A 21836-nucleotide genomic window follows, 5' to 3' on the forward strand; every position below is an offset into this window, starting at 1 on the left:
TTTATCCCTTTTCTTCACGCAGTGAGTTAAAGTTACTTAGCAACTCATACGTTTCCACCAGCGGTAAGCCAACGACGGCGTGATAGCTGCCATTTATCTTCCTGACGAAACAGCCACCCAACCCCTGAATACCGTATGCACCTGCTTTATCTAAAGGTTCGCCGCTGGCGACATAATCGGCGATATCCTGCCCTGAGAGCACGCGGAAAGTGACCTCCGTGACCACCAGGCAATCCAGCGTCTGCCGCTTATCAGCCAGCGCCACGGCGGTCATCACCTGATGAGTCTTTCCGGAAAGCATGCGTAGCATCTCGGCGGCGTGCCCGCCATCGCGCGGTTTTTCCAGCACTTCACCGTTAAGGATGACAATGGTATCCGCGCCTAAAACCGGGAGATCGCGCGGTGCCAGCGCGACGCCAGCCTGGGCCTTTTCGCGCGCCAGCCGGACCACATACTGCTGGGCGCTCTCCTGCGGGCGGCGCTGTTCCTCAATACCGGGAACCACGCGCTCAAAAGCGAGGCCAAGCTGTGTCAGCAGTTCCTGCCGACGCGGAGAACCTGAAGCAAGATACAGAGTCGTCATATCAACCTTATTGCACCGCAAACTGCTGGCGCACTTTACGCATCAGCAGGAAAATCCATGGCCAGAGCACACCGTTTACTACACTACTCCAGAACACTTCCGGACGGAAAGAGACGTTGATCACTAAAAACTCTGCCCAGAAAACAATGATATCCACGGAGAGGGATAACATGACCACCACCAGCGCCTGTTGCCAAAGCGCCAGGTTGCGGAACAGTTGATACTTCAGCGCAACCAGATAAGCCACAATACTTAATGATAGTGCGCGAACGCCAAGCGTCGACCCGCTGATGAGATCGAGGATCGCGCCCATCACAAAGCCTGTGCCAACGTTAACCCGGTGGGGTAGCGCGAGGATCCAGTACAACAGGATAAGCAATACCCAGTTTGGCCGGTAGACGCTAATGTCCGCCGGCCAGGGCATAATCTGCAGCAATAGTGCGATAAGAAACGAGAGCCAGATAACCCAGCGTCCCTGGCTACGGTAACTTGCCACTATTGCCCTCCTGCTGGCAGAGGCTGCTGTGGCATACCGGTTGCCGGCGCGGGCATCTGCGGCCCCATCGCATCCGGCGCAGGCAGAACCTGCGGCATCATCTGCATCAGGCGTTCATTCGCTACGCGATGAACCTCTTCCGGCGTCATCGGATTCGCGCCGTTGCGATCGGCTCCCCACAGCAGCAGCAGATAACGCAAGCGCTGCAGACCGGCAGTCGGACGCGCCTGAATCACCGTATACGCACGCTGCGTATCCAGCTTAACGGACGAAACCACCCCGACCGGATACCCTTCAGGGAAGCGGCCGCCGAGACCCGAAGTGACCAGCACGTCGCCGACGCGAATATCGGTATTGGCCGGCAGATGTTCCAGCTGTAAATCGTCAGTACAACCGTTGCCTGCGGCAATGACGCGAATATCGTTACGCAGTACCTGAATCGGTAACGCATGCGTGGCATCGCAAATCAGCAGCACGCGGCTGGTCAGCTTCGCGACCGCGACCACCTGACCCACAACGCCTTTATCGCTGATAACCGGCTGGCCTTCGTAGACGCCGTTAACGCTGCCTTTATCGATAACCACCTGATCGCTATAGGGGTCGTTAACCGTTGAGATGACCTGGGTCACCATTTTTTGCTCGTCCTGGCGCAGCGGAGAGCCCAGCAGCTCGCGTAGACGCGCGTTCTCCTGTTTGTACTGACCCAGCATCAGTAAGTCGCTGTTCTTGAGCAGCAACTCCTGACGCAGCGCGCGATTTTCCAGTTCGAGCTGATCGCGGGTGGCCAGCGTTTGCGAAACGCTATCCAGCAGTTCCCGGGGACCATTAGAGACAAAGTAGAAAGGGCTGACGGCTGTATCCATGTACGTTCGAATTTGGCTGAACGTACCCAGGCGGCTGTCGGCGATTATCACGCCAAGCGCCACCAAAACCGCCAGAATAAGGCGAATCTGTAGCGACGGGCCACGGCTAAAAATTGGCTTCATAGGCTATGCGTATTCTCGTGTCAGTTAAGATCGGGGCAGCCGTAGGCCAGCTACCCGGATCTCAGGCTGACTACTCTTCGCTGAACAAGTCGCCGCCGTGCATATCGATCATTTCCAGTGCCTTACCGCCGCCACGAGCGACGCAGGTCAGTGGATCTTCTGCAACTACGACAGGGATTCCTGTCTCTTCCATTAACAGACGGTCAAGGTTGCGAAGCAGAGCACCGCCGCCGGTCAGAACCATCCCGCGTTCGGAGATATCGGAAGCCAGCTCCGGTGGGCACTGTTCCAGCGCGACCATCACCGCGCTGACGATACCGGTCAACGGTTCCTGCAGCGCTTCGAGGATTTCGTTGGAGTTCAGAGTAAAGCCGCGCGGAACGCCTTCAGCAAGGTTACGCCCGCGAACTTCGATTTCGCGGACTTCATCACCCGGATAAGCGGAGCCGATTTCGTGCTTAATGCGTTCTGCGGTCGCTTCGCCAATCAGGGAGCCATAGTTACGACGGACATAATTAATGACGGCTTCGTCAAAACGGTCGCCGCCGATACGGACAGAAGAGGAGTAAACCACGCCGTTAAGGGAGATGACCGCCACTTCAGTGGTACCGCCGCCGATGTCCACAACCATTGAACCGGTTGCTTCGGAGACCGGCAGGCCTGCGCCGATCGCAGCCGCCATCGGCTCTTCAATCAGGAAGACTTCACGGGCGCCAGCGCCCTGTGCGGACTCACGAATCGCGCGACGTTCAACCTGGGTCGCACCAACCGGCACGCAGACCAGCACGCGCGGGCTCGGACGCATAAAGCTATTGCTGTGCACCTGTTTAATAAAGTGCTGGAGCATTTTTTCGGTAACGAAGAAGTCGGCGATAACGCCGTCTTTCATTGGGCGAATAGCTGCAATGTTGCCCGGTGTACGCCCAAGCATCTGCTTCGCTTCATGACCCACAGCGGCGACGCTTTTCGGCGATCCGGCACGATCCTGACGAATGGCCACAACGGAAGGCTCATTCAATACGATGCCTTGTCCTTTTACATAAATCAGGGTATTCGCGGTACCCAGGTCAATGGACAGGTCATTGGAAAACATGCCACGAAATTTTTTTAACATACTAAGGGATAATCCTGAAAGCTGGGGCGGAAAACAAAATCCGCTTACTTTACCAACCACGCGCAGCAGCGACAAGGCGCAAAAATCATCTGCTGCGGTGAAAATTAGTGCAGTTCGTTACCTTTGTTACAAATTTGACTGAGTCCGTCCAACGCAGAAATCTTCAGCAGCGCTCCGCGCTTGAATCTGCAACCTGTCAAAGGTCATTCACTGGCATTTACATTGCGACAATCCGGCAGGTAGACAAGCACACCCCCATCACTATGGCGCGCATTATTCTACGTGAAATCACGCTAAACGGCAGATCAAACAGAGTATCTTTGCGAATATTTTTTCACATTTGTGTCAAGTGGCTGTGAGGCGGCAAAAAATTCCCCCTGGCCACCGGTAACACCGCATTGAGACAGCACCTGCCACTCGCTTCGGCTGAGTACGCCGGTTGCGAAAACCTGAACCGGCATTCCTTTACAGGCTTCTACCAGGCTCTGCACCAGCAGCTGATTTTCACTGCGTTTTTCTATATTGCGCGATAACCCCGAATGCAGCTTAATCACTTCAACATCGAGCTGCTTGATCCAGCTGGTTCCAACCAGCGTCAAACCGGCCTGAACCACGGCAATTCGAATACCTAAAGCGTTAACCAACCGCATAACCGGCTGCAGGCGGCCGATATATTGACAAACATCCGCCTCTGCAAGTTCAAAAATAATACGTCGACGGTGCGATTTTTCGCATTGCATCAAAGTATCGCGCAGCCAGCGCTGGAATCGAGGGCGGATCAAGGACTCGACCGTCACCTGCAGCGCGAGGTTTTCTTCCGGCCAAAAGCCTAAAAACGGCAGCAATCGCGTAATTTGCAAACGGTCATACTCCTCCGCCAGGCCAAACTGCAGCACCATCGGCATATATTCGGCCGCAATCACCTCTTCCTTACCATCATAAAGACGGCACATTAGCTCACGATGATGTACGCGACCATCACGAGTGACGGCGGGTTTCTGGTAAAGTCGCGGGCCGCCGCGGCTAAGCATTTGCTCGATAAGCGTACGCCAGCGCACGTTGCCACGCCCTTTCTCCGGCAGAGAATCGTCATAGACGGCCCAGCTGTTGCTGCCCTGCAGCACCGCATTACGCGTGGCCGCTTCCGCATGCTCCATTACCTGGGCCGCCGTTTGTCCGCTGCGGAAAGCGCAGATCCCGATATGCATCATATCGTCACGATCGAGAATTCGCGTCGGCGGCAGGGCATCCATGGCTTTCAGGAGTAACCCGGCAATGCTGTCCGCCTCTTTCAACGTGCGATGCGGAAGCAGGACGGCAAAATCGCTGCGGTGGTAGCGAGCCAGCAGTGCGCCAGGGTAGCGCATAATAAAAGTGGAAAGCATGTTGATCAGCGTAAAGTAATGTTCTTCGGTCGCTGCGCGCCCCCAGTTATCGCGCAGCAGGTCGAAATCCGGCAGGCGGATCATCATTACGATGCCGTATGACCCCACTTTCTCCTGATCTTCAAGCAGCGTCGACAGCTGATTATCAAAAAATAATCGGTTACTCAGCCCGGTTTTTGAATCCTGCGCGACATAGGAACGGATCAGGGTATCCATGCGGCTTCGCTGATCGCTGGCGAACTGAAGTTCGGATAGCAGCATATCCAGCGCGCTACTGGTATTCGCCGGCCACTCGTGTACCGACCCTCGCACCTGCGGTCCGCGTTCGCCATTAAGAATACGCGCAGTGCGGAGTTCCAGTAGCTCCTGGCCCGCCAGCTGGCGACGGATCCAGCGCACGGAAAAAAAGATAATCAGCACCATAAAACCAATAGCAATGGAGAGCGGCGCGGTGATGTGCAGTGAACGGAAGTAATTGGCCATCGGATCCAGGTACACCAGATGGATTGCCATACCGGGCTGCTTGAGCGACGGTACCGTGATATCGCGAAACTGATTGCTGCTACCTAAAGGACGATAGTTATCGGTGCGGGAATGGCTATAGACCGATTTGCCATTAAGCTGAAAGTCAACGCGCGTCGCGTCGATCGGCGTCATCAGCTCATCCATCTGCGGTTCAATCTGGTCAAAAGACATAGAGACCAGACGGTTATCCAGCATGGTCGCCACCGCCTGAACGCGGTTGGTCATTTTTAGCTGAATGCCGTTATAAAAACTCAGCGAAGCGCCAATCAGCGTGACAAAGATCGTCAGGCTGGTGAGTAACGTGACAAACGCTGAGAATTTCGTCGTTAATCGCATCCCTGTGTTAACTCCGCGTGTGAATGACTACCCGATAAACATCCGGGCTCCTGTGCTGGCGCCTAAACTAAAGTAAGCACTAACTTTCTAAAGAGCGACGCATACTATCAAAGCTGGCGCATCTGGCAATTTATTGCGTTACATCGGTGTAATAATGCCGTTAGCGAGTATAGTCTGCAGAAAAAATTTTCCAATCATCCAACCTATGAGGACCGGCGCATGCAGGCTTTAATCTTAGAACAGCAGGATGGCAAAACTCTCTCTTCGGTGCAAACCATTGACGCCAGCCAGCTGCCGCAGGGGGATGTGACAGTGGATATCCACTGGTCCAGCCTCAACTATAAAGATGCGCTGGCCATCACCGGTAAAGGAAAAATTATCCGCAACTTTCCGATGATTCCTGGCATCGATTTTGCCGGTTTTGTCCACAGCAGCGAGGATCCGCGTTTCCACGCCGGCCAGCAAGTCCTGCTGACCGGATGGGGCGTGGGGGAAAACCACTGGGGCGGACTGGCGGAGCGCGCTCGCGTTAAAGGCGACTGGCTGGTGGCGATGCCGCAAGGCCTGGATGGTCGTAAAGCCATGGTCATTGGGACCGCCGGTTTCACCGCGATGCTGTGCGTGATGGCGCTGGAAGACGCCGGGGTTCGTCCGGAAGATGGCGAAGTCGTGGTCACCGGGGCCAGCGGCGGCGTCGGCAGTACCGCGGTCGCTTTGCTGCATCATCTCGGGTACAAGGTGGCGGCGGTTTCCGGGCGCGAAAGCACCCATGAATATCTTAAAAACCTCGGCGCGCAGCGCATTCTTAGCCGCGATGAGTTCGCCGAAACCCGCCCGCTGGAAAAACAGCTGTGGGCCGGTGCCGTTGATACCGTTGGCGATAAGGTGCTGGCAAAAGTGCTGGCGCAGATGAACTACGGCGGCTGCGTGGCGGCCTGCGGTCTGGCAGGCGGCTTTGCCCTGCCCACGACCGTGATGCCGTTTATTCTGCGTAACGTGCGCCTGCAGGGCGTTGATTCGGTAATGACGCCAGCCGCGCGCCGGGCCGAGGCCTGGCAGCGTCTGGTGCGCGATCTGCCGGAATCCTTCTATGCGCAAAGCGCGACGGAAATCTCCCTCGCCGAAGCCCCTGAATTTGCCGATAAGATCATGACCAATAAGATTCAGGGGCGCACGCTGGTTAAAATCGCCTAATCTGCAATTTTTCGTGACATATTCGCAATAACGCTCCGCCTCCGTCATGCTAAGAAAAACGCACGACGGAGGATGCCATGAAATCCAAAAAACTGACGGAAGCCGACGTAACGGCAGAATCCGTTTTTATGCTGCAGCGTCGCCAGATCCTGAAAATGTTGGGAATTAGCGCCACCGCCCTTTCCCTCTCACCCTCCGCGCAAGCTGACCTGCTGGATTGGTTTAAAGGCAACGACCGCCCGCCGGCGCCGGCAGGTAAAGCGCTGACGTTCGATAAACCGGCGCAATGGCAAAACACTCTCACGCTCACGCCGGAAGATAAGGTATCAGGCTACAACAACTTTTATGAGTTCGGCCTGGATAAAGCCGATCCGGCGGCCAATGCCGGAAGCCTGCGCACTGATCCCTGGACGCTGACGATTGGCGGCGAGGTGGCAAAACCCCTTACGCTCGATCATGACGACCTGACCAGCCGATTTCCGCTGGAAGAGCGAATTTACCGGATGCGCTGCGTCGAAGCCTGGTCGATGGTGATTCCCTGGGTCGGCTTCCCGCTGCATAAATTGTTATCGCTGGTCGAGCCCACCAGCAATGCGCGCTACGTCGCGTTTAAAACGCTTTATGCGCCTGAGCAGATGCCGGGTCAAAAAGACCGTTTTATCGGCGGCGGGCTGGCGTATCCCTATGTCGAAGGGCTGCGGCTCGACGAGGCCATGCATCCTCTGACGCTGCTTAGCGTAGGCGTGTATGGCAAAGCGCTGCCTCCGCAAAACGGTGCGCCGGTCCGACTCACCGTGCCCTGGAAGTACGGTTTCAAAGGGATTAAGTCTATCGTCAGTATCGAGCTGACGCGTGAACGTCCCCCCACGACCTGGAACCTCGCCGGACCTGAGGAGTATGGCTTCTACGCCAACGTCAATCCGCATGTCGATCACCCCCGCTGGTCGCAGGCAACTGAGCGCTTTATCGGCGCAGGCGGCGTACTCGACGTCAAACGCCAGCCAACACTGCTCTTCAACGGCTATGCTGACGAAGTGGCTTCGCTCTACCGGGGCCTGAATTTGCGGGAGAATTACTAGTGCGCCTGACTGTAAAGCAGATTACCTCGCTGAAAGTGCTTCTCCATCTGGCCGGATTTTTGCCTTTTGTCTGGCTCTTCTGGGCCGGACATCAGGGGTATTTCAGCGCCGACCCGGCAAAGGATATCCAGCACTTTACCGGTAGGATGGCTCTTAAATTCCTGCTGGCTACCTTGCTTGTTTCGCCGCTGGCGCGCTACGCTAAACAGCCGTTATTGATACGCACCCGGCGCTTACTTGGTTTATGGTGCTTTGCCTGGGCTACGCTGCATTTGACCAGCTATACGCTGCTCGAACTTGGGATTAACAATCTGGCGCTATTGGGTACAGAAGTCCTCACCCGCCCTTATCTGACGCTGGGGTTAATCAGCTGGCTGATTCTGCTGGCGCTGGCGGCGACGTCAACGCAAGCGATGCAGCGAAGATTGGGTCGTCGCTGGCAAACATTGCATAACTTCGTCTATGTTGTCGCGATCCTCGCCCCCATTCACTACCTATGGTCGGTGAAGATTTTATCCCCCCAACCGCTCATTTATGCGCTGCTGGCGATCCTGCTTTTAGCATGGCGATACAAGAAGTTCCGCCAGTGGTGGCGCTAATTCCGGATATGTGCAGTTTCCCGCAGTTCTTTTATCAACCGCCACTCTTTACGCGATAGCGGTTGATTATCTTCCCTGATAAGACCAGTATTTAGCTGCCAAATGCTACGAAATCGTTATAATGTGCGACTTTGGTTTTCCTGACGGGCTTTTTGAGTCCCGAAAAGGTGACAATCGCGCATCGAAGGTATATTTTGTTTTTTACCCGAGAATGGCAGAAGATAGCCGCATATTGGCCGATAAGTTTCGCTTTTTGCTTTCGAGCATCGGAGGCTTAACCTGTCGGCTTCTGAAGAAGCGCGGCGTCTTGCAACAGCAGTAATTCATATGCTTTACAGACGGTGCTAACACGCCTGTCACAATCACACTAAACAAAGAGTACGGAACCCACTCATGGATATTCGTAAGATTAAAAAACTGATCGAGCTGGTTGAAGAATCAGGCATCTCCGAACTGGAAATTTCTGAAGGCGAAGAGTCTGTACGCATCAGCCGTGCCGCGCCAAACGCAGGTTTCCCGGTGATGCAACAGGCTTACGCCGCACCGATGATGCAGCAACAGCCAGCGCTGTCTAACGCAGTCGCCTCTGCGGCAACGCCAGCAATGGAAGCCCCTGCGGCAGCGGAAATCAGTGGCCACATCGTACGTTCCCCAATGGTTGGTACTTTCTACCGCACCCCGAGCCCGGACGCGAAAGCCTTCATCGAAATCGGTCAGAAAGTTAACGCGGGCGATACCCTGTGCATCGTTGAAGCCATGAAAATGATGAACCAGATCGAAGCCGATAAATCCGGCGTGGTGAAAGCCATTCTGGTCGAAAGTGGTCAACCGGTAGAATTTGACGAGCCACTGGTCGTCATCGAATAACGAGGCGAACATGCTGGATAAAATTGTTATCGCCAACCGCGGCGAGATTGCATTGCGTATCCTGCGTGCCTGTAAAGAACTGGGCATCAAGACCGTTGCTGTGCACTCAACGGCGGATCGCGATTTAAAACACGTATTGTTAGCGGATGAGACGGTCTGTATCGGCCCGGCTCCGTCCGTAAAAAGCTACCTCAATATCCCGGCGATTATCAGCGCTGCTGAAATCACCGGCGCGGTGGCTATTCACCCGGGTTACGGATTTTTGTCCGAAAACGCAAACTTCGCTGAGCAGGTTGAGCGTTCCGGCTTTATCTTTATCGGCCCGAAAGCTGACACAATCCGCCTGATGGGCGACAAAGTGTCTGCGATCACCGCGATGAAGAAAGCGGGTGTTCCGACCGTACCGGGCTCTGATGGCCCGCTGGGCGAAGATATGGACGTTAACCGCGCCCATGCAAAACGCATTGGCTACCCGGTGATTATCAAAGCCTCCGGCGGCGGCGGCGGTCGCGGTATGCGCGTTGTGCGCAGCGATGCTGAGCTGGCGCAATCCATCTCCATGACCAAAGCGGAAGCCAAAGCCGCGTTTAACAACGACATGGTGTATATGGAGAAATACCTGGAGAATCCTCGTCACATCGAGATCCAGGTACTGGCTGACGGTCAGGGTAACGCTATCTATCTGGCTGAGCGCGACTGCTCCATGCAGCGTCGTCACCAGAAAGTGGTCGAAGAGGCGCCAGCGCCGGGCATTACGCCGGAACTGCGTCGCTATATCGGCGAGCGTTGCTCCAAAGCGTGCGTCGATATCGGCTATCGCGGCGCGGGTACTTTTGAGTTCCTGTTCGAAAACGGCGAGTTCTATTTCATCGAAATGAACACCCGTATTCAGGTTGAACATCCGGTAACCGAAATGATCACCGGCGTCGACCTGATTAAAGAGCAGCTGCGCATCGCAGCCGGCCAGCCGCTGTCCATCAAGCAGGAAGAAGTTGTGGTTAAAGGCCATGCGGTGGAATGCCGTATCAACGCCGAAGACCCGAACACCTTCCTGCCGAGCCCGGGTAAAATTACCCGCTTCCACGCGCCGGGCGGTTTTGGCGTGCGCTGGGAGTCTCACATCTACGCGGGCTACACCGTGCCTCCGTACTATGACTCAATGATCGGTAAGCTGATCTGCTATGGCGAAAACCGTGATGTCGCGATTGCCCGCATGAAAAATGCGCTGCAGGAGCTGATTATCGATGGCATCAAAACCAACGTTGATCTGCAGATTCGCATCATGAACGACGAGCATTTCCAGAATGGTGGCACCAATATCCACTATCTGGAGAAAAAACTCGGATTGCAGGAGAAGTAATTCTGCCATCGCTGCAAAAGGCCGGATAATCCGGCCTTTTTTCTTTTTCTCTCCTCTCCTCTTTTCCATGCGGTACAATCCCCGCTTTCTTTATCCTCAAGGGACAAAAAATGGACAAACGCTTTGTTCAGGCCCATAAAGAGGCGCGCTGGGCGCTGTGGCTAACCCTTCTCTATCTTGCGGCCTGGCTGGCTGCCGCCTATCTGCCGGGCGTCGGTATTGGCCTAACCGGCCTGCCGCACTGGTTCGAAATGGCCTGCCTGCTGGTACCGCTGGTGTTTATTCTGCTGTGCTGGGCGATGGTAAAAGTCATCTATCGCGATATTCCTCTGGAGGATGACGATGCAGCTTGAAGTCATACTGCCGCTTATCGCCTACCTGCTGGTGGTGTTTGCTCTCTCCATCTATGCAATGCGTAAGCGCACAACGGGTTCCTTCCTGAACGAATATTTCCTCGGCAGCCGCTCGATGGGCGGCATTGTATTAGCCATGACGCTTACCGCTACCTATATCAGCGCCAGTTCGTTTATAGGCGGCCCCGGCGCGGCCTATAAATATGGCCTCGGCTGGGTGCTGCTGGCGATGATCCAACTTCCGGCGATCTGGCTTTCGCTGGGGATTTTGGGTAAGAAATTCGCCATTCTGGCGCGCCGCTATAATGCCGTAACCCTGAACGATATGCTTTTTGCCCGCTACCAAAGCCGTCTGCTGGTCTGGCTCGCGAGCCTGAGCCTTCTGGTGGCGTTTGTCGGTGCAATGACGGTGCAGTTCATCGGCGGGGCGCGGTTGCTGGAAACCGCAGCGGGTATTCCCTACGAAACCGGTCTGCTAATTTTTGGCGTGAGTATCGCGCTCTATACCGCGTTCGGCGGTTTTCGTGCCAGCGTCCTCAACGACACGCTCCAGGGAATGGTGATGCTGGTCGGCACTATCGTCCTGCTGGTTGGCGTCGTTCATGCGGCGGGCGGGCTACATAATGCGGTTGAAACCCTGCAAACCATCGATCCTAAGCTGGTTTCCCCGCAGGGGGCTGATGACATTCTTTCCCCCACCTTTATGACCTCCTTCTGGGTGCTGGTCTGCTTCGGGGTAATTGGCCTGCCGCACACCGCCGTTCGCTGCATCTCCTATAAAGACAGCAAAGCGGTGCACCGGGGAATTATCATTGGCACCATCGTGGTGGCGATCCTGATGTTTGGGATGCATCTTGCGGGTGCGTTAGGCCGGGCGGTGATCCCGGATCTAACGGTGCCGGATCTGGTCATCCCGACGCTCATGGTGAAAGTATTGCCGCCCTTTGCCGCCGGGATCTTCCTCGCCGCGCCGATGGCCGCCATTATGTCGACGATCAACGCCCAGCTGCTACAAAGTTCCGCTACGATCATTAAAGATCTGTATCTGAATCTGCGCCCCGAGCAGATAACAAATGAAGCCCGGTTGAAGCGGATGTCGGCAACGATCACCTTGCTGCTGGGCGCTTTACTGCTGCTGGCAGCCTGGCGTCCGCCTGAGATGATTATCTGGCTCAACCTGCTGGCGTTCGGTGGCCTGGAGGCCGTGTTCTTATGGCCGCTGGTGCTGGGCCTGTACTGGGAACGCGCGAACGCGAAAGGGGCGTTGAGCGCGATGATCGTCGGCGGCGTACTCTATGCCATACTCGCCACTTTTAATCTGCAGTACCTGGGCTTCCATCCGATAGTGCCCGCGTTGCTGTTAAGCTTATTGGCTTTCCTGGTCGGAAACCGGTTCGGTACCTCCGCCCCGCAAGCCGCCGTATTGACTACTGATAAATAAAGAGTTTTGCCATGCCATGGATCCAACTGAAACTGAACACTACCGGCGCGAACGCGGAAGAGCTGAGCGATGCGCTAATGGAAGCGGGTTCCGTTTCCATTACTTTCCAGGATACGCACGACACGCCGGTATTCGAACCTCTGCCGGGCGAAACCCGTCTGTGGGGCGATACTGACGTTATCGGCCTGTTTGACGCCGAGACCGATATGAAAGAAGTGATTGCGATGCTGGAGCAGAATCCGCTGCTGGGCGCCGGTTTCGTGCATAAAATCGAACAACTGGAAGACAAGGACTGGGAGCGCGAATGGATGGATAACTTCCACCCTATGTGCTTCGGTAAACGCCTGTGGATCTGCCCGAGCTGGCGCGATGTGCCGGATGAAAACGCCGTTAACGTGATGCTCGACCCGGGCCTGGCGTTTGGTACCGGTACGCATCCCACCACGGCAATGTGCCTGCAGTGGCTGGATGGCCTCGATCTCGCGGGCAAAACGATTATCGATTTTGGCTGCGGCTCAGGCATTCTGGCCATTGCGGCATTAAAGCTGGGCGCCGCGAAAGCTATCGGTATTGATATCGACCCGCAGGCCATTCAGGCCAGCCGCGATAATGCCGAGCGTAACGGGGTTTCTGAACGCCTGGAACTCTATCTGCCTAAAGATCAGCCAGAGGCGATGAAAGCCGATGTGGTGGTCGCAAACATTCTGGCAGGCCCATTACGCGAACTGGCTCCGCTTATCAGCGTGCTGCCGGTTACAGGCGGTCTGCTGGGGCTTTCCGGCATCCTTGCCAGCCAGGCGGAAAGCGTTTGTGAAGCGTACGCCGATCTCTTTAACCTCGATCCCGTCGTGGAGAAAGAGGAGTGGTGCCGGATCACCGGTTATAAAAAGTAATCTCCCTGTGGCCTCATCGCAGGCCACCGCTTTTCGCGTTTTCTGTACAAAATCATTCGCTCAATGAGAATAAGATGATGCGGTAACGTATTGTAGTTACCAATAAAATCATAAATTTATTCATTGGACGAATGATATGAAAACATCTTTAGGCAAGGCGGCATTATTGGCGTTAAGCATGATGCCCGTGACGGTTTTCGCTTCCCACTGGAGCTATGAAGGCGAAGGTTCGCCGGAACACTGGGGGGCGCTCAATGAGGAGTACAAAACCTGTCAAAATGGCATGAATCAATCCCCTATCAACATCGATACCACGTTTAAGACACACCTTTCACCGCTGGATACGCACTACATCGATGGCCCCATTACGCTCATCAACAATGGTCACACTATCCAGGCGGGGTTAAAGACCACAACAGCGGATACCGTTACGATTGACGGTACGCCATTTACCCTTCAGCAGTTCCATTTTCATGCCCCGAGCGAAAACACCGTTCACGGTAAGCACTATGCGATGGAGATGCATCTGGTACATAAAAGCGCTCAAGGCGCCGTTGCCGTCGTGGCGGTGATGTTCGACCAGGGCGCGGAAAATAGCGAACTGAACAAACTGTGGGCCACCATGCCCGAGAAAGCCGATCAGACGGCTAAAATCGTCACCCAAATGGATCTCAACGCCCTTCTTCCCGCAGACAAGACATACTGGCGTTTCAGCGGCTCCCTGACCACGCCGCCTTGCTCCGAGGGGGTAACCTGGATTGTGCTTAAACATCCCCTGACACTTTCATCAGCGCAGCTGGCAAAATTTAGCCACGCTATGCATCACGATAACAATCGTCCGATACAGCCGCTGAATGGTCGCGTGGTCATAGAATAAACATCAGCTGTGCTTCACGATCATGTTCTGAAATGAGAGCCAACTCACATAAAGCCAAGGTAATTTGCTGATTTCTTCAGCAGATTATCTTGCCCGTTCCCTGTGCCGGGAAGAAAAAATGAGAAGTTAGACAAAATTATATGTGTAGATAAATTCATCACATGTTTTTAATGCAATGATTTATATAGCTAATTATTCATTCACACTGACCTGCAAGGCGATTCTTTGATCCACCGCAGAGGATTGCTCAAAGTTTGGCCTTTCATCTCGTGCAAAAAATGCGTAATATACGCCGCCTTGCAGTCACAGTATGGTCATTTCTTAACTCATGCGCATCGGACACTACCAGCTCAGGAATCGACTCATCGCAGCGCCTATGGCTGGCATTACTGACAGACCATTCCGCACGTTGTGTTACGAGATGGGAGCAGGATTGACCGTATCCGAGATGATGTCCTCCAACCCGCAGGTTTGGGAGAGCGACAAGTCACGCTTACGGATGGTGCACGTTGATGAGCCCGGTATTCGTACCGTGCAAATCGCCGGTAGCGTACCGGAAGAGATGGCTGCAGCCGCCCGTATTAACGTGGAAAGCGGCGCCCAAATTATTGATATCAATATGGGATGCCCGGCTAAAAAAGTGAATCGAAAGCTTGCAGGTTCAGCCCTCTTGCAGTACCCCGAGCAGGTGAAGTCTATCCTGACGGCGGTCGTCAAAGCAGTGGACGTTCCCGTAACTCTCAAGATTCGCACCGGTTGGGAACCGGAACACCGTAACTGTGTAGAAATTGCCCAACTGGCTGAAGAATGTGGCATTCAGGCTCTGACTATTCACGGACGCACGCGCGCCTGTTTGTTTAACGGAGATGCTGAGTACGACAGTATTCGGGCAGTTAAGCAGAAAGTTTCCATTCCGGTTATCGCGAATGGTGACATTACTGACCCGCTTAAAGCCAGAGCTGTGCTCGACTATACGGGGGCAGATGCCCTTATGATAGGCCGTGCAGCTCAGGGAAGACCCTGGATCTTTCGGGAAATCCAGCACTATCTGGACACTGGAGAGCTGCTGCCGCCGCTGCCGTTGGCAGAGGTTAAGCGCTTGCTTTGTGCACACGTTCGGGAACTGCATGGCTTTTATGGCCAGGCAAAAGGGTACCGAATCGCACGCAAACACGTATCCTGGTATCTGCAGGAACACGCTCCAGATGACCAGTTTCGGCGCACATTCAACGCCATAGAAGATTCCAGCGAACAGCTGGAGGCGTTGGAGGCATACTTCGAAAATTTTGCGTAATAGAAATAAAGAGCTGACAGAACTATGTTCGAACAACGCGTAAATTCTGACGTACTGACCGTTTCTACCGTTAACTCTCAGGATCAGGTAACTCAAAAGCCCCTGCGTGACTCGGTTAAACAGGCACTGAAGAACTATTTTGCTCAACTGAACGGTCAGGATGTTAATGACCTGTATGAGCTGGTACTGGCTGAAGTAGAACAGCCCCTGTTGGACATGGTGATGCAATACACCCGCGGTAACCAGACCCGTGCTGCTCTGATGATGGGCATCAACCGTGGTACTCTGCGTAAAAAATTGAAAAAATACGGCATGAACTGATACTAATCAGTTAAATGTTTGATATAAAAGGCGCTCTTCGGCATGGGGAAGCGCCTTTTTTATTACATGAATTTTAATGGCTGGCTATCGTCTGCCGCCCATTAGCCCCGCAAAGGATTGACATAATATTATCAACCAGGGCGGGTGCCTGGCGATACAGATCGAATTGCCCGGGCTCCACCAGCCAGTTTTTAATAATACCGGTAAATGCGCTGTGTAATACAATTAATGAAATTTCAACATTGGTTTCCACTGGCAATAATCCGTTACGAATACAGAGCTGCAAAATGCTGCGAATAATCGGATAGCTAAAACCAATTCTCTTGCGAATCTCAGCTTCCGGCATCATGTCGCTGGAAAACTCACACTTCTGATACAGAATTTGCATTAAGGCACGTTGACGGGGATTATTAGCGATATATTGTAAGCCAATAATAAATTTCTCTCGTAGCGTGCTGAGCGGATCCTGATCGTCTTTAAGGTTAAATTCATGCTGAAGCAGGTCGCGTAGCGGCAGCTGCTGTTGCCACATTTCATTAAACAGCTCAGCTTTGCTTGCAAAGTGCCAGTACACCGCTCCGCGCGTCACGCCAGCAGCATCAGCGATATCGGCTAAGGTCGTGCTGGTCACGCCACGTAAGGCAAACTGCTGAATGGCAGACTCAATCAGAAGCTGCCGCGTCTTTAACGCATCTTCTTTCGTTCTTCTGGGCATACGGTGCTCCACTCAACGCCAGATTGAGAGTGTGGGGAAATCGCTGGATACCTATAAACCTAACATCTGACAATCAATATTGTTTAGCAAAAATACAGATGAGTTAAATCTCAAACGCTCTCCAATAAATACACCGCAAGAATAATTAAGATAAATATATTCATATATTAAATATCAATGTAAGCAAATTTTAATTTAAGTTCATTCTAAAAACATTATTCCTGATATTTTGTTTTTACGTGCCTTGCTGATGGCTAAAAAATAACTATGTCTTACATCCATCGTTTTTTATTTGTAGGATAACAAACCGCATTTTAATTCATTATTTCTTGCACAGATTCGTGGCCATGCCTGGCTCATAATCTATAAGGAACAGCAATGACACCTCATGTCAGGGTTACACTTTTATCCAGCCTTATCATCCCGGCCATCCTGCTCAGCGGTTGCGATAATTCAGGCGATCGGCAACCGCATGCGCAGATACCTCAGGTCTCCGTTTATGTCGTACACAGCGCGCCGCTGTCCGTCACCACGGAGCTACCTGGCCGCACATCAGCCTACCGCGTCGCGGAAGTCCGCCCGCAGGTCAGCGGAATTATCCTGCAACGTAACTTTGTCGAAGGTAGCGATGTCACCGCTGGACAGTCTCTTTATCAAATCGATCCGGCGACCTATCAGGCGGCTTACAACAGCACAAAAGGTGATGAAGCGAAAGCAGAAGCCGCGGCGGCTATCGCCCACTTAACGGTAAAACGCTACGCGCCTCTTCTCGGCACAAAATATATCAGCCAGCAAGAATACGATCAGGCGGTGGCGACCGCGCGCCAGGCCGATGCCGATGTTATTGCCGCAAAGGCAGCCGCGGAAAGCGCGCGTATTAACCTGGCGTACACAAAAGTGACGTCGCCAATCAGCGGCCGCATCGGCAAATCCAGCGTGACCGAAGGTGCCCTGGTGACAAATGGTCAGGCTGACGCGATGGCGACGGTACAGCAGCTCGATCCCATTTATGTGGATGTCACTGAATCCAGTAATGATTTCATGCGCCTGAAACAGGAAAGCCTGCAGCACGGCAGTGACACCAAAAGCGTGCAGTTGATTATGGAAAACGGAAAACCTTATGCGCTTCAGGGCACGCTGCAGTTCTCTGACGTCACGGTAGATGAGAGCACCGGCTCTATTACGCTTCGCGCCATCTTCCCCAACCCACAGCACGCTCTGCTGCCAGGGATGTTTGTTCGCGCCCGTATTGATGAGGGCGTTTCACCGGATGCCATTCTCGTTCCTCAGCAGGGAGTCACCCGAACGCCGCGCGGCGATGCCAGCGTGATGCTCGTTAATGATAAAAACCAGGTGGAAACGCGAGCCGTCACCGCCTCACAGGCGATTGGCGATAAGTGGTTAATCACGAGCGGTCTGAAAGCCGGTGAAAAGGTTATCGTCAGCGGTCTGCAGAAAGTACGTCCCGGCGTCACCGTGAAGGCCGAAGAGGATACCGCGACGTCCGTCGCGCAATAAGGTACGAATCCCTATGTCTAAGTTTTTTATCCATCGACCGGTCTTCGCCTGGGTGCTGGCGATCATCATGATGATTGCCGGTGGCCTCGCAATTATGCAGCTACCGATTGCACAATACCCGACTATCGCGCCGCCAGCGGTGGCCATCTCCGCAACCTATCCAGGTGCGGACGCACAAACCGTTCAGGATACGGTGACTCAGGTTATCGAACAGAACATGAACGGTATCGATAATCTGATGTACATGTCCTCAACCAGCGATTCCGCAGGCGGCGTTACCATCACCCTGACCTTTAAATCAGGTACGGATCCGGATATTGCGCAAGTTCAGGTGCAGAATAAACTGCAGCTGGCGACGCCGCTTCTTCCTCAGGAAGTACAGCAGCAGGGGATTAGCGTCGAGAAATCAAGCAGTAGTTTCCTGATGGTTGCCGGATTCATCTCCGATAACACGAGCACCACTCAGGATGATATATCCGACTACGTTGCATCGAACGTCAAAGATACCATCAGCCGCCTTAACGGCGTCGGCGATGTACAGCTCTTCGGCGCGCAGTATGCCATGCGCGTCTGGCTGGACGGTAATCTCCTGAATAAGTACAACCTCACGCCTGTCGACGTCATTAACCAGCTGCAGGTACAGAACGATCAGATTGCAGCAGGCCAGCTTGGCGGTACGCCGGCCCTTAAAGGCCAGCAGCTAAATGCATCCATTATTGCTCAGACGCGACTGAAGGATCCGGCAGAGTTTGGCAAAGTGACTTTGCGCGTGAACGCGGATGGCTCAGTGGTGCACCTGAAAGATGTGGCACGTATTGAGCTGGGAGGTGAAAACTACAACGTTGTCGCAAAAATCAATGGAAAACCGGCTTCAGGACTGGGAATTAAGCTCGCTACCGGCGCCAATGCCCTTGATACCGCCGCCGCGATTAAAGCGAAGCTTGCCGAACTGCAGCCGTACTTCCCGCAGGGGATGAAGGTCGTCTATCCCTACGACACTACGCCGTTTGTGAAAATCTCTATTCATGAGGTTGTGAAGACGCTGTTTGAAGCGATTATCCTCGTCTTCCTGGTGATGTATCTGTTCTTACAGAATATCCGGGCCACGCTGATCCCCACCATTGCGGTTCCGGTCGTCCTGCTCGGGACCTTTGCCGTACTGGCGATGTTCGGTTACTCCATCAATACGCTAACGATGTTTGGCATGGTGCTGGCAATAGGCCTTCTGGTCGACGATGCTATCGTGGTGGTGGAAAACGTCGAACGCGTCATGGTAGAAGAGAAGCTTCCCCCCAAAGAAGCGACGGAAAAATCAATGTCGCAAATTCAGGGGGCGCTGGTCGGCATTGCCATGGTGCTATCGGCAGTGTTTGTCCCGATGGCCTTCTTTGGCGGCTCTACGGGGGCGATCTATCGGCAATTTTCTATCACCATCGTCTCCGCCATGGCGCTGTCCGTCCTGGTCGCGCTGATCCTGACCCCCGCGCTTTGTGCCACATTACTGAAACCCGCATCAGCCGATCATCATGAGAAAAAAGGATTTTTTGGCTGGTTTAATGCGAAATTCGATCGTAGCGTGAACCACTACACTAACAGCGTTAGCGGGATCCTGCGCTGTACCGGACGCTACCTGATCATCTATTTGCTGATCGTTGTGGGTATGGCCGTCCTGTTTATGCGCCTGCCCACCTCCTTCTTGCCGGATGAGGATCAGGGGGTATTTATGACCATGATCCAGCTTCCTTCAGGCGCAACGCAGGAACGCACGCAAAAGGTTCTTGATACGGTTACCGATTACTATCTGCATAAAGAGAAGGCGAATGTTGAAAGCGTCTTTACCGTTAACGGCTTTAGCTTTAGCGGTCAGGGTCAAAACTCCGGTATGGCATTTGTCAGCCTGAAGCCATGGGAAGAACGCAGTGGCGCAGAGAATGGCGTTGAGGCAATCATCAAACGTGCGACCGTTGCCTTCAGTCAGATTAAAGATGCTATGGTCTTTCCTTTCAATCTGCCGGCAATTATCGAACTGGGTACGGCGACCGGTTTTGACTTTGAGCTTATCGATCAGGGTAACCTTGGCCATAGCGCGTTAACCCTGGCCCGTAATCAACTTCTGGGTATGGTGAGAGAGCATCCCGACCAGCTGGTACGCGTTCGCCCCAACGGGCTCGAAGACACGCCGCAATTTAAGCTGGATGTTGATCAGGAGAAAGCTCAGGCTCTGGGGATTTCGCTATCCGATATCAATGAAACCATTTCCGCGGCGCTAGGGGGTTACTACGTCAACGACTTTATTGACCATGGACGAGTGAAAAAAGTCTACGTTCAGGCCGATGCAAAATTCCGTATGCTGCCGAGCGATATCAATAATATGTACGTCCGCAGCGCGAATGGCGAAATGGTTCCGTTCTCCGCCTTTGTCACCTCACGCTGGGTTTATGGTTCACCGCGCCTGGAGCGCTATAATGGCTTACCCTCTATGGAAGTTTTGGGTGAAGCTGCTCCGGGGAAAAGTACCGGCGATGCGATGATTTTAATGGAGCAGTTAGCCAGCAAGCTTCCTGCCGGTATTGGTTACGACTGGACGGGAATGTCCTATCAAGAACGTTTATCCGGTAATCAGGCGCCCGCGCTCTACGCCATTTCGCTTATTGTTGTCTTTCTGTGTCTTGCGGCGCTTTATGAAAGTTGGTCTATTCCCTTCTCCGTCATGCTCGTCGTTCCATTAGGGGTAGTTGGTGCATTACTGGCGGCGTCGTTACGCGGGCTTAATAATGACGTTTATTTCCAGGTGGGCTTATTAACAACTATCGGCCTCTCTGCGAAAAACGCGATTCTTATCGTGGAGTTTGCGAAAGACCTGATGGATAAAGAAGGCAAAGGAATTATCGAAGCCACACTTGAAGCATCGCGTATGCGTTTACGCCCTATCCTGATGACTTCGCTGGCCTTTATCCTCGGGGTTCTGCCTCTGGTTATTAGCCATGGAGCCGGCAGCGGCGCCCAAAACGCGGTCGGTACCGGCGTTATGGGCGGAATGCTGACGGCAACATTACTGGCGATCTTCTTTGTTCCTGTCTTCTTCGTCGTGGTAAGACGCCGCTTTACGAAACACGCAGAGTAAATATGTTTTTCTAAAGGCACCTTTCAGGTGCCTTTTTTTCGTCTGCGTTTCGATAACTATCCTGATGATATTAAATATATTTATTGCTGCGGTAACCAATACACATTATTTCCCCATAGTTATCTGGTTTTCTTCATGATATTTACGTTACTCATAAATTGAGATTATTTACTCTAGCGGCACCCCATATTGCTGATGATAAAATAAACCGTTCCGCGCAGGTATGGGTTCTCCAATACAGCGAAGCGGATTATTTAGAGGTAATATCATGAATAAAGTTATTCTAGTGGCATTGCTGGCAACGCTACTCGCCGGCTGTGCACATGACTCTCCGTGTGTACCGGTCTATGATTCTGAAGGCAGATTAGTGCACACCAATACCTGTATGAAAGGAACGACCCAGGATAACTGGGAAACCGCCGGCGCGATTGCCGGGGGCGCAGCTGCCGTCGCTGGCCTGACGCTCGGCATCGTGGCGTTGACTCGTTAATTCCTTTCTTTTCTCTGCCATGACAGGTGCCGGAGCGAGCTCCGGCACTGCTTTTCCCCGAAGGTAAGCTCCACAATGCTTAAACTGCAATACCGGCAGCTGAAGCTCGGGAAACGATCCTTTAGATAAGATCAAATGGGCAAATTGTCATTGCCAGGTCTGGTATAAATGGATATTTTCTCAGCCGCATAAACGCAAAAAGCCCATCCGTCAGGATGGGCTTTTCACTTATTTGATGCCTGGCAATGCCCTACTCTCACATGGGGAGACCCCACACTACCATCGG

Annotated in this window: 19 protein-coding genes and 1 pseudogene; 14 read left to right on the forward strand and 6 right to left on the reverse strand. The window is 53.4% G+C overall.

The window, feature by feature from the left end:
* Position 1: 1 nt before the first annotated feature.
* From ABLU96_RS21195 to csrD, 5 genes are all read right to left on the reverse strand, one after another.
* Positions 2–583 (reverse strand): nucleoside triphosphate pyrophosphatase, encoded by a 582-nt coding sequence (locus ABLU96_RS21195; protein WP_014839653.1) that lies wholly within the window; start codon positions 581–583, stop codon positions 2–4.
* A gap of 7 nt (positions 584–590) precedes the next feature.
* Positions 591–1079: a rod shape-determining protein MreD gene (mreD, locus tag ABLU96_RS21200; protein ID WP_004125830.1), complete on the reverse strand. Its 489-nt coding sequence runs from the start codon at positions 1077–1079 to the stop codon at positions 591–593.
* Positions 1079–2065 (reverse strand): rod shape-determining protein MreC, encoded by a 987-nt coding sequence (gene mreC, locus ABLU96_RS21205; protein WP_004106252.1) that lies wholly within the window; start codon positions 2063–2065, stop codon positions 1079–1081. The genes mreD and mreC overlap by 1 nt, the downstream gene beginning before the upstream one ends.
* 70 nt (positions 2066–2135) lie before the next feature.
* A complete protein-coding gene (mreB, locus tag ABLU96_RS21210; protein ID WP_002918653.1) occupies positions 2136–3179 on the reverse strand; it encodes a rod shape-determining protein MreB in 1044 nt (347 codons plus the stop codon).
* Positions 3180–3484: 305 nt separating this feature from the next.
* Positions 3485–5425, reverse strand: coding sequence for an RNase E specificity factor CsrD (gene csrD, locus ABLU96_RS21215; RefSeq protein ID WP_025108487.1), 1941 nt, complete (start codon positions 5423–5425; stop codon positions 3485–3487).
* Between the two features lie 219 nt (positions 5426–5644).
* Between csrD and ABLU96_RS21220 the strand changes: the two genes are divergently transcribed.
* From ABLU96_RS21220 to fis, 11 genes and pseudogenes are all read left to right on the forward strand, one after another.
* Entirely contained in the window at positions 5645–6619 is a 975-nt protein-coding gene (locus ABLU96_RS21220; RefSeq protein WP_025108488.1) for an MDR family oxidoreductase, read from the forward strand.
* 77 nt (positions 6620–6696) lie between these two features.
* Entirely contained in the window at positions 6697–7698 is a 1002-nt protein-coding gene (gene msrP, locus ABLU96_RS21225; RefSeq protein WP_014227018.1) for a protein-methionine-sulfoxide reductase catalytic subunit MsrP, read from the forward strand.
* Positions 7698–8297, forward strand: coding sequence for a protein-methionine-sulfoxide reductase heme-binding subunit MsrQ (msrQ, locus tag ABLU96_RS21230; protein ID WP_064406587.1), 600 nt, complete (start codon positions 7698–7700; stop codon positions 8295–8297). Before msrP ends, msrQ begins: the two co-directional genes overlap by 1 nt.
* A gap of 393 nt (positions 8298–8690) precedes the next feature.
* A complete protein-coding gene (gene accB / locus ABLU96_RS21235; RefSeq protein WP_004125844.1) occupies positions 8691–9164 on the forward strand; it encodes an acetyl-CoA carboxylase biotin carboxyl carrier protein in 474 nt (157 codons plus the stop codon).
* Between the two features lie 10 nt (positions 9165–9174).
* Positions 9175–10524, forward strand: a complete 1350-nt coding sequence (gene accC / locus ABLU96_RS21240; RefSeq protein WP_004125846.1) for an acetyl-CoA carboxylase biotin carboxylase subunit — start codon at positions 9175–9177, stop codon at positions 10522–10524.
* A 110-nt stretch (positions 10525–10634) separates the two neighbouring features.
* Positions 10635–10877: a YhdT family protein gene (locus ABLU96_RS21245; protein WP_004125848.1), complete on the forward strand. Its 243-nt coding sequence runs from the start codon at positions 10635–10637 to the stop codon at positions 10875–10877.
* Positions 10867–12318 carry a sodium/pantothenate symporter gene (gene panF, locus ABLU96_RS21250; protein WP_025108490.1) on the forward strand — a complete coding sequence of 484 codons (1452 nt, stop codon included), beginning with the start codon at positions 10867–10869 and terminating at the stop codon, positions 12316–12318. Before ABLU96_RS21245 ends, panF begins: the two co-directional genes overlap by 11 nt.
* 11 nt (positions 12319–12329) lie before the next feature.
* Positions 12330–13211, forward strand: coding sequence for a 50S ribosomal protein L11 methyltransferase (gene prmA / locus ABLU96_RS21255; protein ID WP_014227021.1), 882 nt, complete (start codon positions 12330–12332; stop codon positions 13209–13211).
* Between the two features lie 136 nt (positions 13212–13347).
* Positions 13348–14088, forward strand: a complete 741-nt coding sequence (locus ABLU96_RS21260) for a carbonic anhydrase family protein (protein ID WP_064375622.1) — start codon at positions 13348–13350, stop codon at positions 14086–14088.
* Positions 14089–14416: 328 nt separating this feature from the next.
* Positions 14417–15425 (forward strand): annotated as a pseudogene (dusB, locus tag ABLU96_RS21265) (tRNA dihydrouridine synthase DusB).
* Positions 15407–15703 (forward strand): DNA-binding transcriptional regulator Fis, encoded by a 297-nt coding sequence (fis, locus tag ABLU96_RS21270; protein ID WP_000462905.1) that lies wholly within the window; start codon positions 15407–15409, stop codon positions 15701–15703. The pseudogene dusB and the gene fis overlap by 19 nt, the downstream one beginning before the upstream one ends.
* A 73-nt stretch (positions 15704–15776) precedes the next feature.
* Here fis and envR read toward each other — a convergent pair whose 3' ends face one another.
* Positions 15777–16418: an acrEF/envCD operon transcriptional regulator gene (gene envR / locus ABLU96_RS21275; protein ID WP_032751517.1), complete on the reverse strand. Its 642-nt coding sequence runs from the start codon at positions 16416–16418 to the stop codon at positions 15777–15779.
* Positions 16419–16796: 378 nt separating this feature from the next.
* On the opposite strand from envR, the gene ABLU96_RS21280 reads away from it, so the two are divergent.
* The 3 genes from ABLU96_RS21280 to ABLU96_RS21290 all read left to right on the forward strand — a co-directional run bounded on the left by ABLU96_RS21280 (position 16797) and on the right by ABLU96_RS21290 (position 21550).
* Positions 16797–17936, forward strand: coding sequence for an efflux RND transporter periplasmic adaptor subunit (locus ABLU96_RS21280; RefSeq protein WP_348862795.1), 1140 nt, complete (start codon positions 16797–16799; stop codon positions 17934–17936).
* 13 nt (positions 17937–17949) lie between these two features.
* Positions 17950–21060: an efflux RND transporter permease subunit gene (locus tag ABLU96_RS21285; RefSeq protein ID WP_014227025.1), complete on the forward strand. Its 3111-nt coding sequence runs from the start codon at positions 17950–17952 to the stop codon at positions 21058–21060.
* A 268-nt stretch (positions 21061–21328) separates the two neighbouring features.
* Positions 21329–21550, forward strand: a complete 222-nt coding sequence (locus ABLU96_RS21290) for a hypothetical protein (RefSeq protein ID WP_032751522.1) — start codon at positions 21329–21331, stop codon at positions 21548–21550.
* Positions 21551–21836 lie beyond the last annotated feature (286 nt).

The sequence above is a fragment of the Klebsiella sp. CN_Kp106 genome, assembly GCF_040064575.1.
Lineage (GTDB): Bacteria > Pseudomonadota > Gammaproteobacteria > Enterobacterales > Enterobacteriaceae > Klebsiella > Klebsiella michiganensis.

Coding starts and splice junctions, on each gene's coding strand:
- ABLU96_RS21195 (WP_014839653.1), bottom strand. CDS start 583: ATGACGACTCTGTATCTTGCTTCAGGTTCTCCGCGTCGGCAGGAACTG.
- mreC (WP_004106252.1), bottom strand. CDS start 2,065: ATGAAGCCAATTTTTAGCCGTGGCCCGTCGCTACAGATTCGCCTTATT.
- mreB (WP_002918653.1), bottom strand. CDS start 3,179: ATGTTAAAAAAATTTCGTGGCATGTTTTCCAATGACCTGTCCATTGAC.
- csrD (WP_025108487.1), bottom strand. CDS start 5,425: ATGCGATTAACGACGAAATTCTCAGCGTTTGTCACGTTACTCACCAGC.
- ABLU96_RS21220 (WP_025108488.1), top strand. CDS start 5,645: ATGCAGGCTTTAATCTTAGAACAGCAGGATGGCAAAACTCTCTCTTCG.
- msrP (WP_014227018.1), top strand. CDS start 6,697: ATGAAATCCAAAAAACTGACGGAAGCCGACGTAACGGCAGAATCCGTT.
- accB (WP_004125844.1), top strand. CDS start 8,691: ATGGATATTCGTAAGATTAAAAAACTGATCGAGCTGGTTGAAGAATCA.
- accC (WP_004125846.1), top strand. CDS start 9,175: ATGCTGGATAAAATTGTTATCGCCAACCGCGGCGAGATTGCATTGCGT.
- ABLU96_RS21245 (WP_004125848.1), top strand. CDS start 10,635: ATGGACAAACGCTTTGTTCAGGCCCATAAAGAGGCGCGCTGGGCGCTG.
- panF (WP_025108490.1), top strand. CDS start 10,867: ATGCAGCTTGAAGTCATACTGCCGCTTATCGCCTACCTGCTGGTGGTG.
- prmA (WP_014227021.1), top strand. CDS start 12,330: ATGCCATGGATCCAACTGAAACTGAACACTACCGGCGCGAACGCGGAA.
- ABLU96_RS21260 (WP_064375622.1), top strand. CDS start 13,348: ATGAAAACATCTTTAGGCAAGGCGGCATTATTGGCGTTAAGCATGATG.
- fis (WP_000462905.1), top strand. CDS start 15,407: ATGTTCGAACAACGCGTAAATTCTGACGTACTGACCGTTTCTACCGTT.
- envR (WP_032751517.1), bottom strand. CDS start 16,418: ATGCCCAGAAGAACGAAAGAAGATGCGTTAAAGACGCGGCAGCTTCTG.
- ABLU96_RS21280 (WP_348862795.1), top strand. CDS start 16,797: ATGACACCTCATGTCAGGGTTACACTTTTATCCAGCCTTATCATCCCG.
- ABLU96_RS21285 (WP_014227025.1), top strand. CDS start 17,950: ATGTCTAAGTTTTTTATCCATCGACCGGTCTTCGCCTGGGTGCTGGCG.
- ABLU96_RS21290 (WP_032751522.1), top strand. CDS start 21,329: ATGAATAAAGTTATTCTAGTGGCATTGCTGGCAACGCTACTCGCCGGC.